The sequence below is a fragment of the Paenibacillus sp. FSL L8-0340 genome (assembly GCF_038593145.1).
Taxonomy (GTDB): domain Bacteria; phylum Bacillota; class Bacilli; order Paenibacillales; family Paenibacillaceae; genus Paenibacillus_AQ.
Genome location: NZ_CP151967.1, coordinates 325390 through 338329, shown reverse-complemented (window position 1 = coordinate 338329; position 12940 = coordinate 325390). Strand labels below are relative to the sequence as shown.

Below are 12940 nucleotides of genomic sequence, written 5' to 3'. Positions count from 1 at the left end.
TTGCCGTACTTATTTTTCGCTGCGCTTTATTTCAAATAGATTTTGGACAAATCTTCGAAAATAACGACAGGCTTCAGAACAGCTTCTTCAATTCCGCCATAGGCGTTGGACACGGCTACAACAGTTTTAGTATAAGCGATTGGGTAGATCGGCGCATCTTCAGCAACAATTTGCTGTGCTTTCTTGTAGATCTCGCCGCGTTTGGCTGTGTCAGCCTCGCCGGCTCCATCCTTCAGCAACTGGTCAACCTCTGGATTCGCATAACGCGAGTAGTTGGAGGAAGCGCCCGAAGTGAACAGGATGCGGTAAGCATCGGGATCATATCCCATGATATATCCGGTCAATGCCAGCTCGTAGTCCTTAGCCTTCAGGTCAATAAACTTCTGCACCCAGGCTGAGGAATCCATATTCTGCAATTCAACCTCTACGCCGACCGCTTTTAGCTTCTGCTGTACATACAGGGAGATGGCTTCCTGTGTCTTGTTGCCGCTTTGCACAATATATCTCAGCTTGAGGTTGCTGACCCCAGCCGCCTCCAGCAGTTCCTTTGCTTTGGCGACATCATTGTCATACGTAGTCACGTCATTGGTGAAGTATAGCGCGTCCGGAGTCAGGAATGACTTCGCCGGATCGGCATATTCACTGGAAGTGTATGCCGTTTGAATCAGTTCATCACGGCTAAGCGCCAGGGACAGAGCTTGACGTACTTCTTTTTTAGCCAGAACACCTGTGTCGCTGTTGGCATTGAACATCAGATAAGCCAGGCGGCCTTCACTGTAAGGCAGGATCTGAAAATTATTTGTAGCCTGGATAGTCGCTACATCCTTTGGATCCAGGTACTGCACGTTGATCTCGCCATTCTGCAGGGCAAGGTTGGCAGCGTTCGTATCCTTGGCAATCCGGTAAGTTACGGAATCCAGGTGCGGCTTACCGCCGAAATAGTTATCGAATCTTTCCAGTGTAAGATACTCACCGGCTTTATACTCTTTAAACTTGAATGGGCCCGAACCTACAGGAGAGGCGTTTTTGGTGCTTTTCTCCAGATCGGTTTCATTCTCAAAGATATGCTTTGGAATCGGGAACACCTGCACCAGTGCAGCTTCGAAAGCCGGGCTGACTTGCGGCAGCTGGAATTCTACAGTCACATCATCCACCTTCACCGCTTTGACCGGCTTGTCGCCGATAACAAAGCTGGCTCTGAGGAAGCTGTTCTGTGCCTCATCCAAAATGCTGTCAATGGTAAACACTACGTCGTCCGCTGTCAGCTTCTCTCCGTCATGCCAGGTGAGCCCGCTTTTCAGCTTCAGTGTATAAGTAAGATTATCGGCCGAAGGCGTAAGGCTGTCCGCCAGATAAAATGTTTTCTCTCCGTTATTAACCTGGAACAACGGGGCATACAGCGCCTGGTCAATCGTCAGGCTGACCCGGTCACCTGCATAGTTCGGATTAAGCACTACCGGATCGGAAGCCACCCCGATAATCAGGTTCCCGCCGTCTTTGGGTTCACCTGTCGCAGGCTGCTGCGAGGCGTCCGGTGACTGGCTTGCATTTGTTGATGCTGCGTTATTCCCCCCGGAGCACGCACTGATCATAACCGTTAACAATATTAGAACAATAACCCCTGATAATCCTCTACGCATTTGTTTCTCCTCCATGTCTATGAGCAACTTCATTACTTCTTTTATGAATTATATATCGGAATACTCGGAATTACAATGGATGCAATTTCACAATAATGGGAGTTCGAGGGAATCGCCTATAAAGACGGGTAGGGCGTCTAACGATTCCACACCTTAACCTCTGACATGACGTCCCCGCGCTTCAAGGCGTCCACATGCTCCATTCCTGCCGTGACTCTTCCGAACACCGTATGCCAGCGATCTAAATAATCAAACGTATCATAGCAGATAAAAAACTGGCAGCTGCCGGTATTAGGTCCGAAATGAGCCATCGACAAGGCGCCGCGCACATGCTTGTGGGGATTATTCTGCGTTTCACAGGGGATTTTATCGGTGCCTCCACGCCCCGTGCCTTCGGGACACCCGCCCTGAGCTACGAACCCGCGGACTACACGCTGAAAAGTCAGGCCGTTATAAAAGCCGCTGTTCGCCAGCTTTTCAAAATTGGCTACGGTACCCGGGGCTTCCTGCTCATGAAGCTCAAGCTCAATAAATTGTCCTTGCTCCAGCCTGATGGATGCCTGCTTCATGATCTCCCCTCCGGCTCTTCATTTCTATAAGGGCCGCCAATATGGGCAACCGTCTTGGCAGTTTCCTGCGGCGCATAGATCTCCTGTACATCCTCATCCCGCAGCGGCCGGTAGTTCCCCTCCGCATCATGCCAGAACACCTCGGCACGAGGATTCATTGCCAGCAGCAGATTGATCAGCTGTTGTACTTTCAGCGGTGATTTATCCATAGCGATAGTGCCACTCCTCCCGTCAGCCTGCCGACTGCCCGTTGCAGTCTTTAAGCGGTATTGTACAACAGGCTGTCCCCAGACACCAATCCATAAATTCCCACCCCCTATAAAAAATAAGGCTTAGTCTAGTACCTCTCTAAATATATTGAATACATATAATCTAAATCATCTATTTGTAAATCCAAGGGGATGTTCTATTAATGATGACCCTGTACTGGAATGGAAAGCTATGAGCGGACCCCAGACACGCGTACTGCTCGGCAGCCCGATCCACCAAAAACCGCTGATCCTGCACCAATTTCTAAAATCACTGCTGCGCCTGCAGCTTGAAGGTGTTGAGCTGGATTTCTACTTCATTGATGACAATGAGGATGAAGCGTCCAGTTCGCTGCTGCAGGAATTCTCCAAAAGCGCCAATAATGTATTCCTGCAGTCCTCCGGCTTCCGCGATACCTATGTCCGGGATGATCATACCCATTTTTGGAATTCGGGCCTGGTCTGGAAGGTAGCTGGCTTCAAGAACCTGATGATCCGGCGGGCTGAAGCCTTCGGCTATGACTATCTGTTCCTGATCGATTCGGATTTAATCTTGCATCCAGACACGTTACTCCACCTGATCCAGACGCAAAAAGATATTATCTCGGAGGTCTTCTGGACGCAATGGCAGCCGAACACGATGCTGCAGCCGCAGGTCTGGATGCATGACGAGTACAACCAGTGGGAGGCACTTCCGGGGGAGAAGCTTACCCACGAGGAGATCAACCACAGATTTCACGCCTTTCTGGCCAAGCTGCAGCAGCCGGGAATCTATGAGGTTGGCGGCCTTGGCGCCTGCACGCTGATCAGCCGCCGGGCTATCGAGTCCGGGGTAAGCTATGATGTGATCCGGAATATCTCCTACTGGGGCGAAGACCGCCATTTCTGCATCCGGGCCGCCGCTCTGGGCATTCCGCTATATGTCGACACCCACTATCCTGCGCTGCATCTCTACAGGGACAGCGACCTTAGCAAGGTGGAGGATTATATCCGGCTGACGTCACCCGCTCCGGAAGCAGCTGTAGGCGGGACTGATAACGGGACAGATACAGCCGATACGCTGGGAACGATGGGAGGCGCACAAGCTGCCGCTGCACCGGGAGGCGTACAAGAAGCGGAGGCAGTTCCGGGAGTGGTAGAAGAAACGGAGGGTTCTGCGGCACCCGGGGATGTACAACAAACGGAGCCTTCTGCGGCACCCGGGGATGTACAACAAACGGAGCCTTCTGCGACACCCGGAGATGTACAACAAACGGAGCCTTCTGCGGCACCCGGAGATGTACAACAAACGGTGGCGGAGGCTGGCCAAGCTGCAAAAGCCGAGCCGGAAGCGGGATCCGGGGAAACGTTGGTTCATCAGGATTCACCGCAGCACTCTGCTCCGTGGACAGCGGCTGAGGCGAAGGTACGCCTGAGCAAAGACCTGCCGGCACTGCCGGGAGATGAACCCGCTGAGGCAGCGAATCGTACCGCCAATGCCGTCCCGTCGGCGTCTGCTGCCACTGCTTCTCCGGCTGCCAGACGACCAAAGCTGACTCTGACGATGGTCGTCAAAAATGAGAGCCAGCGCTTCCTGCGGCAGATTCTGCAGGAGCATCGCAAGTATATCGACGAAGCCGTCATTATTGACGATGGCAGCACGGATAACACGGCCGATATTTGCCGGGAAGCCCTCCAGGGCATTCCACTCTTTCTTATACACAACACTGTCTCCAAGTTCAGCAATGAGGCGGAGCTGCGCAAGCAGCAGTGGGATGAGGTTGTTAAGAGTGGGCCGGAATGGATCCTGAGCCTGGATGCAGATGAGATTTTTGAGGAAAGGTTTGCCGGGGACATCGACGCCCTGCTGCGGGAGGATGCTTGCGACCTGTTCTGCTTCCGGCTCTATGATTTCTGGGATGATCATCACTACCGTGAAGACAGGTATTGGCGTTCCCACCACAGCTATCGGCCGTTTCTGCTCCGCTACCGCGAGGGTTTCCCCTATATCTGGAATGAATCGCCGCAGCATTGCGGACGGCTGCCGGAGAATATTTTTGAGCTGCCCCATCAATTAAGCAATTTGCGGCTAAAGCATCTCGGCTGGTCCCGGCCAGAATTCAGGCTGGATAAATATTTGCGCTATATGCTGCTTGATCCGGATGGAATATACGGTTGGAAAGAGCAATATGCCTCCATTCTGGAGCAACACCCCAACTTGGTTCCTTGGATAGAGTGAGTGGTAGTATACTGGACCCTATGCGGTTTTTCATGCAAACTTTACTGCACACATCAACTAAACGAAACTATATTCTGCAGCTGCTGACCGTGTTCGTCAGCTTTCTGATCTGCGGCTGTACGAAATACAGCTTGGTACGCTTTTATCGCTAAATTCGCTGGGTTACCTGCTGGCCTGCTCCCTCACCGCTCTATTGATCCGCCGTATCGGCATTAAGGCTGTAAGTTTGATTTACCCTCGCCTCGATGGCCGTTTCGGGCATATTCATCTTCCTCCCGCACTGCTATCCGGCGCTTTCCAGCTCCTTCTTCCTGATATAATATACATCGACAACGGGATGCTGGAAATTGGTCTAGCTGTGCTGGGAGCGTGAATCTTCGTGAAGAATACGGACACAATGATGAATCTGTCCCATTTCTTTTACGGCCTCAGCTCAACAGTAGCACCTGATTGCTCTACCGCCATTTGAAGAAACGCGATCAACTGCTCTAGGGCCGCTGTTGCCCTCAGTTTTCTTGAGTAAAGAGCATTTTTAGTTGAAAGCTTCACCATTATCCTACACCGTTTCAATAGCACAAAAAGAGTGTCCCTCAGCCATTGCTGGTGGACGCTCGTTTTGTGCCGGACTTGGACAATTTGATGCAGCAGAAGCAGTAGATAGCAGTAGATAGCAGTAGATAGCAGTAGATACCCTTAGTCTGCTCCAGTTTTTGCTTCATCAAATGCAATAAATGGATGCCTGCCGTAAGCAGATTGATTGCAGAATTGCGGAGTACAGAATTTCAATTCCAGATCTATAGCTGTATTTCGTGCAACTATTCCCAGCCAAAAAGGCCAAAAGCGGGTTATAGTTGCAGTTCCTGCAATTAAAAAACCGTCACAAGGCTGAATGGGCGGGAAATCAAAAAAATAGCTGCACGAAATACAATTAAACCTCCACCGCTTGGATAACGGGTCGATTTAGTTGTACGAAGTGCAGCTATCTGCTGATCAGACCGGAAGAACTGCCTTGGCGGCCAATTCCAGCCAAGGCAGGGCATCAAATAGTCTGAACTGAGCGGTGCGCGATGTGGAACGCAGAGTACCAGCGCCCTGCTTCGCTGCGCGGAGTGCGGCACTAGTAATGTTACGCAGCACAGAGTGCGCACCAGCAGTGTTACGCAGCACAGAGTGCGGCACTAGTAATGTTACGCAGCACAGAGTGCGCACCAGCAGTGTTACGCAGCACAGAGTGCGGCACCAGCAGTGTTACGCAGCACAGAGTGCGCACCAGCAGTGTTACGCAGCACAGAGTGCGGCACCAGCAGTGTTACGCAGCACAGAGTGCGGCACCAGTAGTGTTACGCAGCACAGAGTGCCTCGTATCGCGAGTTTCTTCGTGGCGCGGAACACAAGCGAACCACAAGCCGCTTAGCAGCTCAGAACGCAGCGCATCAATGCCGGCTGCTCCCTGCCCGACACGACTTGTCTGCCAGCTTCTCACACCGTGCTTATTTCTCCGCCGGCTCCGGCTTAGCAATGGAAACTTCCAGCTCACCGCCCGCATGGTGAACCTCCAGGACAGATCCCTCCGGCGCCTCCCCGGCAATGAGGGCGCGCGCAACAGGTGTCTCCAGACTGCGCTGGATGAACCGCTTGAGCGGTCTTGCTCCGTACACCGGATCAAACCCCTCCTTGGCGATGAACCGCACCGCCGCCTCGCTTAGCTTAAGGCCAACCCCCCGGTCGCTCAGACGCAGACGCAAGCCGTCGACCAGCTTGACAACGATCTGCTCAATTTCAGCCAATGTCAGCGGCTTGAACATTACGATATCGTCGACCCGGTTCAGGAACTCGGGACGGAAATGCCCGCTCAGTTCCTTCATGACTCTGTCCTTGACCGCCTTCGTCAGCTCCCCGTTATCATCGGTACCCTGGATCAGATGCGGCGAGCCGATATTCGAGGTCATAATGATAATCGAGTTTTTGAAGTCGACGATCCGGCCCTGTGAGTCGGTCAGCCGCCCGTCATCCAGCAGCTGCAGAAGAATGTTGAACACATCGGGATGGGCCTTCTCCACCTCGTCCAGAAGGACAACGGTGTAGGGCTGACGGCGCACCGCTTCGGTAAGCTGGCCGCCTTCCTCATAGCCGACATACCCCGGAGGCGCACCGACAAGGCGTGAGACGCTGTGCTTCTCCATATACTCCGACATATCAATACGGATCATGCCGTCTTCACGGTCGAACAGCGATACGGCCAGCGCCTTTGCCAGCTCGGTTTTGCCAACACCGGTCGGCCCGAGGAACAGGAAGGAGCCGATGGGCCGGTTTGGGTCTTTGATGCCTGCCCTGGCCCGGAGTACGGCATCCGCCACCAGCCGGACCGCCTCCTCCTGCCCGACAACCCGCTCATGCAGCGTATCCTCCAGCCGCAGCAGCTTATCCCGCTCGCCTTCGACCAGTCTGCTCACGGGAACTCCTGTCCAGCGAGAGACGATATCCGCGATTTCTTCCTCTGTCACAGCCTCGCGCAGCAGCCGGGTCTCCTGATCTTGCTGCGCCGCTTCCTCCGCAGCCTTCACCTGCCGCTCCAGATCCGGGATGATGCCGTAGCTCAGCTCCGCCGATTTGTTGAGGTCGTAGATTTCCTGCGCATCCACCAGGTCCTTGCGCGCCTGCTCCAATTTTTTCTTCAGCTCACGGATGCCTTGAATAGCTGACTTTTCCTTTTCCCAGCGCGCCGTCATCCCAAGATGCTTCTCCTTAAGGTCGGCCAATTCACGCTGCAAGGATTCCAGCCTGCGTTTGCTGGCGTCATCAGTTTCTTTCTTCAGCGCAGCTTCTTCAATCTCCATCTGCATCAGGCGGCGGGTCACCTCATCCATTTCTCCCGGCATGGAGTCGATCTCCGTGCGGATCATTGCACAGGCCTCATCTACCAGATCAATCGCCTTATCCGGGAGGAACCGGTCCGTGATATAGCGGTTCGACAGCACGCCCGCTGCTACAAGTGCGCTGTCATGGATTTTGACCCCGTGATGCACCTCAAAGCGGTCCTTCAGCCCGCGCAGAATGGAGATCGTGTCCTCTACATCCGGCTCGCTGACCAGCACCTGCTGGAAACGGCGCTCCAGCGCCGGGTCCTTCTCAATATACTTGCGGTACTCATCCAGCGTCGTCGCCCCGATACAGTGCAGCTCGCCTCGGGCCAGCATCGGCTTCAGCATGTTCCCGGCGTCCATCGCTCCTTCGGTTTTGCCTGCACCGACAATCGTATGCAGCTCATCAATGAAGAGAATGATCCGCCCGTTGCTCTCGCGTATCTCCTTCAGAACCGCCTGCAGCCGCTCCTCGAATTCCCCGCGGTATTTGGCTCCGGCGACCAGTGCACTCATATCGAGCGAAAAAATCGTCTTGTCCTTCAGTCCCTCCGGCACATCCTTACGGACGATCCGGTGAGCCAGCCCTTCGACGATGGCCGTCTTCCCTACGCCCGGCTCCCCGATCAGCACCGGGTTGTTTTTGGTTTTGCGGGAAAGGATGCGGATGACCCGGCGAATCTCCCCGTCACGTCCAATAACGGGATCAATCTTGCCGGCCCGCACTTCGGCCACCAGATCACGGCCGTATTTCTCCAACACCTCGTAGGTGGCTTCCGGCTCCCGGCTCGTCACCCGCTGGTGCCCGCGGATATCTGCAAGCACAGCCAGCAGCTTGTCGCGTGTAATCCCCCGGCTGGCAAACAGTTCGCGCAGCTCGCGGTTTTCGCTGCCGGAAACAGACACCATGGCCAGTACGGCATGCTCTACAGCAACGAACTCATCCTGCATCCCTGCCGCTTCCTTCTCAGCCTGCTCCAGTACGGCAATCAGCGATGGCGAAGCATACCGCCGCATCGTGCCGGCACCCGATCCGCTGACACTGGGCTTCCGCTGAAGCAGCTCATCCGTACCCTGCAGCAGCTCGGCAGCGGGAATGTTCATCTTCTGCAGCAGCCGCGGCAGCAGTCCATCCTGCTGCTGGAGCAGCGCCTTAAGCAGGTGCAGGTTACCGATCTCCTGATGTCCGCCCGAACCCGCCAGCGATTGTGCGGCTGCAACGGCTTCCTGCAGTTTTTGTGTTAGTTTGTTGAAGTCCATCTCCTTCATCACCTTTCCCTTTCTTCATCGCTCCTATATCTAATTACCCTCTGGCGGCTGTGCGCCGCTGCGCTCTGGAGCCTTGGCGTTTGGCTCCGGCCTGAAAGCTTGCACCCTCGGCCAGACGGCGGTAAATGTTCTTCTCCGCTTCCGTAGTTCCGGGCGGGATGACAATCTCAATCGCGAACAGGATGTCACCGTTTGTGCCGTTCGGGCGTTTCAGCCCCTTGCCCGGAATCCGCAGCGTTTTCCCGCCCGTGATCCCGGCGGGGATCTTCAATTTGACACTGCTGCCATCGGGCAGCGCCACCTTGGCTTCTCCGCCCAGCACGGCTTGCCATGGGGCAATTTCTACCGTCCCATACAGATCGCCGCCTTCGGGCTCGTAAATCTCATGCGGCAGGATATGCAGCGTAATCAGCACGTCTCCACCCTGCACAGCAGCATTCCCGCCGCCGGGAATCCGCAGGACCGTGCCTTCGGGTGACCGCGCCGGGATGCTCAAGTTCACGTCTTTGCCAACGACCTGCACCCTTACTTTCCCACCCTTATAAGCCTGCTCCAGCGTAATCTCCAGCTGAGCCTGCATGGTGCCCTGCGCTTGACCCCACGGTCCTCCCCCGCCTTGCCGCACACCGCCGCTGCCGGAGAAGAAATCAAATCCGGCCCGGTCCGCCGCACCACGGCTGCCGAAGAACATTCCGAACAAATCCTCTTCGGAAATACCGCCGCTCCCGGAACCCGAATGCTGCGTGCTGCCCGTATTTGCGCCGCCAAATCCGTAGCGGAGCTCTTCATCGTAGGCTTTGCGCTTTTCCTCGTTGCCCAGCACCTCGTATGCTTCTGCCGCTTCCTTGAATTTCATATCCGCTCCAGGAGATTTATTAACATCAGGATGCCACTTTTTGGCGAGCTTTTGATAGGCTTTTTTAATCTCCTGCCTGGAAGCCTGCTTGCCTACCCCCAAGGCCTCGTAATAGTTTTTTGCCGCCAATCTAACCTCTTCCTTTCTGCTGGCTGCACCCATCCTCCGGCGCTTTCCGCTTGTATTCTTAAATATACTCTTCCCGTCCCATCAACTGGTAATTCGTCAGCCGGATCATCCCTGTGCTGCAGCTTTACCTTGTCTCTTCTGCTGCCCACAGGGGATATACTCTCAGAAAAGACGCACCATAGCCGGAAATCCCACTACAATGCGCCTTCTATGGTTACTGCTATATGAAAAGCCCGGTGAAGCCGCTGCAACTGCAGGGATCAGAGGGGGCATGCGGCATAGGCCGCTCTGCCCGGGACCCCTTTTACACAGCTCATTCCTCCAGGCTTGAAAGTCTCACTTCACCTTCCATCCGAGTGCGGGACTCTCCGCTTCCCCCGGATGTTATAGCCTTGGAATATGTTACTGAAGCTGTTCCCCGGATGAACCATTATCCTGGATCTCAATGCGTTTGCCCTGAGATTTCTGCTGCTTCGGTACTTCCAGCGACAGCATGCCGTCTTTCAGGGAAGCCCGGATTTCATCTTCGGCAATATCCTGCACATAGAAGCGGCGCACATACTCCCCGTAGCGGCGTTCCCTGCGCACTACCTGATGCTCTTCGTTCTCTTGAGCATTCTCTTCCTTGCGTACCGCTTTGATCGTCAAATAAGGACGGGTGTAATCAATGTCGATTTCCTCTTTTTTGAAGCCGGGAAGCTCGGCCTCGATCAGATAGGCCTGACCGCTCTCCCGGATATCCGTCCGGAAGGACTGGGCAGCACCGGTCATGGGAGCAAAAAACTCATCATTAAACACTTCGTTTAAAGACTTAGCCAGCACACCAAACACATCATCTCTGCGTTTTCCAAAAGGCACCAAATCAAACATGATCCATTCTCCTCTCAATGTCTTGAATTTTGAACTCAATTTTGACTTTGACTTTATTTGACCTTATGGCTTCATTATAGTCCCGCTCCCGCTGGATGACAAAACCGGAATAAGCCGAAAATCCGGCAAATCCCGGCGTTTCGGCTTATTTTATATTACAAATTTTAGCTTTTTTAACGATTTGACCTTGTTTGACCTTTATCGTAAATAACGCTCCCGGTACTCCTGCTCCAGCATGCCCATCTTGATCACATCATGGTATTCATGGTTATAAAAAAGCGCCTCCCGCTGTACGCCCTCCCTGACAAAACCGATGCTCTCATATACATGTACAGCACGGCTGTTGTAGCTAAAGACCTCCAGTTCGATCCGGTGCAAATTCAGAATCCCGAAGCCGTAATCCAGCATGAGCAGCAGAGACTCCCGGCCGAAACCCTGCCCCTGATGTTTCCCCTCGCCGATGGCGATCCGCAGATTCGCAATCCGGTTGTTCCGGTCGATATCCTGAATCGCAATGTCACCGATCACCTCGTCATTCTCCTGAAGGGCAATCAGCAGAAGCACTGCGCTGTCATCCCCGGCTTTTCGTTCAATATACCCCTCGATCTGTTCCTTGTTGATATGCTTCTGGGTGCCTGTGAGGTAGCGGGTCTCCTTATCGTAGAACATGTGGTAGTACAGTTCGGCATCTTCCCCGTTAAGCGGACGCAGATACACTTTATCTCCATTTAATAGCCCGGACTGCTTGTTCATTACGGCCAACTCCTGTCTCTTAGTGTAGCTCTATGATATTGCAAGACTGTATACTATAAAATAGACAAAATCATTCAATTTCAAAGGACAGATGGAGAGGATAATATGCTGCTTGTCCCCGCTCTCAGCGAGAACCGTGAAGTTCCCTACTATATTCAGCTATATCATTATTTCAAAAAAGAGATCATCAGCGGCTCCTTGCCGGCCGGTACCCGTCTGCCTTCAATCCGTGTGTTCGCCGCCCAGCTTAGCCTTAGCGCTACACCGGTCGAGCTTGCTTACCAGCAGCTGCTGTCCGAGGGCTTCATCGCAAGCAAGCCGCGCAGCGGCTATTATGTTCAGCCTATGCATATGTTCAGCGGGCTGACAGCCGCTGCAGGCGCTCCACCGCTTCCCAGCCGCCCGATAACAGCCCGTGACTCCCGGCCGTATGCTTATGATTTCCATATGTCGAAAAATGACTTTTCCCTATTTCCCCACAAAATATGGCGCAGCCTCTATCAGGAACAGCTCGCCAACCCTGATCTGCTGCAATATGGCGATCCGCAGGGTGAGCCTGCCCTCCGCGAGAGCATCGCCGCTCATTTGCGGCAATTCCGCGGACTTCGCTGTACGGCGGAGCAGGTTGTAATCGGCGGGGATCAATATACGCTATGTTCTCTGCTCTGCCTCATACTGCAGGGCAGCAGCAAACGGCTCGGCATTGAAGATCCGGGCTATCATCTGCTGCCGGCAGCATTCCGCAGACACGGATTTAAGATGATTCCCATTCCTTTACAGGAAGACGGAATAGATGTGGAGAAGCTCTATACCAGCAAGGCCAGCAGCGTGTATATCTCGCCTTCCCACCAGTTCCCCAGAGGCATGACCCTGCCGATCGCCAAACGCCACGCCTTGCTGGACTGGGCCCGGTCAACGGACAGCATAATCATTGAAGACGACTACGACGGTGAGTTCCGCTATCACGGAAGGCCGATTCCCGCACTGCAGGGACTACTGGAAGACAGCCCCGTAATCTACATGTGCAGCTTCGCGCAGTCAGTAGCCCCTGCCCTTAGCATTCACTACATGGTTCTGCCGAAGGCACTGCTGCTGCTGTATCACCATCTGGCGAGGGAGCTGTACCTGGAGCATTCAGCCTCCCGGCTGAATCAGATCGCGATGCATTATTTTATGGAAAGAGGACATTTCGAGAAGCATCTGCGGAGAATGCGGCTGCTCTACCAGAAAAAACATGACCTTCTCCTCCGCTCCATTCAGCGCTATTTCGGAGACCGGGCAGCCGTAAGCGGAAGGGACGCCGGATTTCACATTCTGCTTACACTGAAATCCGGCGGCAGTGCACGGCAGCTTGCGGCTGTGGCAGAAAAGGCCGGCATTCGGGTTACCCCGATGTCTTATACCTGGTGGGAGCAGCCCGAAAACGATGACCCTGAGTTTATCCTTGGATTCGGGGGCATCCCTGAAGACCTGATCGAAGAGGGGATCCGCCGCCTGGCTGAGGTATGGCTCCCCTTGATTTAACGA

General features: G+C 54.0%; 10 protein-coding genes and 2 pseudogenes. 3 read left to right on the top strand and 9 right to left on the bottom strand.

Annotation, left to right across the window (positions count from 1 at the left end; translation table 11 throughout):
* Window positions 1-26 precede the first annotated feature (26 nt).
* The 3 genes from NST07_RS01555 to NST07_RS01545 form a co-directional block, all read right to left on the bottom strand.
* A complete protein-coding gene (locus tag NST07_RS01555) occupies window positions 27-1640 on the bottom strand; it encodes an ABC transporter substrate-binding protein (RefSeq protein ID WP_342480953.1) in 1614 nt (537 codons plus the stop codon).
* A 137-nt stretch (window positions 1641-1777) separates the two neighbouring features.
* Window positions 1778-2209, bottom strand: coding sequence for a peptidylprolyl isomerase (locus NST07_RS01550; RefSeq protein WP_341089282.1), 432 nt, complete (start codon window positions 2207-2209; stop codon window positions 1778-1780).
* A complete protein-coding gene (locus NST07_RS01545) occupies window positions 2206-2418 on the bottom strand; it encodes a hypothetical protein (protein WP_341089281.1) in 213 nt (70 codons plus the stop codon). The genes NST07_RS01550 and NST07_RS01545 overlap by 4 nt, the downstream gene beginning before the upstream one ends.
* 232 nt (window positions 2419-2650) lie before the next feature.
* Here NST07_RS01545 and NST07_RS01540 point away from each other — a divergent pair, with 232 nt between their 5' ends.
* A complete protein-coding gene (locus NST07_RS01540; protein ID WP_342480952.1) occupies window positions 2651-4675 on the top strand; it encodes a glycosyltransferase in 2025 nt (674 codons plus the stop codon).
* 115 nt (window positions 4676-4790) lie between these two features.
* Window positions 4791-5141 (top strand): annotated as a pseudogene (locus NST07_RS01535) (MFS transporter); the annotation flags it as partial.
* A gap of 524 nt (window positions 5142-5665) precedes the next feature.
* On the opposite strand, the gene NST07_RS01530 reads toward NST07_RS01535, so the two are convergent.
* From NST07_RS01530 to NST07_RS01505, 6 genes and pseudogenes are all read right to left on the bottom strand, one after another.
* Window positions 5666-5854, bottom strand: a complete 189-nt coding sequence (locus NST07_RS01530) for a hypothetical protein (protein WP_342480951.1) — start codon at window positions 5852-5854, stop codon at window positions 5666-5668.
* 130 nt (window positions 5855-5984) lie between these two features.
* Complete coding sequence (locus NST07_RS01525; protein ID WP_341377063.1) at window positions 5985-6158, bottom strand: hypothetical protein; 174 nt, start codon at window positions 6156-6158, stop codon at window positions 5985-5987.
* Window positions 6159-6165: 7 nt separating this feature from the next.
* Window positions 6166-8796: an ATP-dependent chaperone ClpB gene (clpB, locus tag NST07_RS01520; RefSeq protein ID WP_342480950.1), complete on the bottom strand. Its 2631-nt coding sequence runs from the start codon at window positions 8794-8796 to the stop codon at window positions 6166-6168.
* A 175-nt stretch (window positions 8797-8971) separates the two neighbouring features.
* Window positions 8972-9790, bottom strand: a pseudogene (locus NST07_RS01515) (DnaJ C-terminal domain-containing protein); the annotation flags it as partial.
* Between the two features lie 402 nt (window positions 9791-10192).
* Window positions 10193-10660, bottom strand: a complete 468-nt coding sequence (locus NST07_RS01510; RefSeq protein WP_076113911.1) for an Hsp20/alpha crystallin family protein — start codon at window positions 10658-10660, stop codon at window positions 10193-10195.
* A 198-nt stretch (window positions 10661-10858) separates the two neighbouring features.
* On the bottom strand, window positions 10859-11413 hold the full coding sequence (locus NST07_RS01505; RefSeq protein WP_341377062.1) for a GNAT family protein: 555 nt from the start codon (window positions 11411-11413) through the stop codon (window positions 10859-10861).
* A 105-nt stretch (window positions 11414-11518) separates the two neighbouring features.
* On the opposite strand from NST07_RS01505, the gene NST07_RS01500 reads away from it, so the two are divergent.
* Entirely contained in the window at window positions 11519-12937 is a 1419-nt protein-coding gene (locus NST07_RS01500; protein WP_341377061.1) for a PLP-dependent aminotransferase family protein, read from the top strand.
* Window positions 12938-12940: the final 3 nt, after the last annotated feature.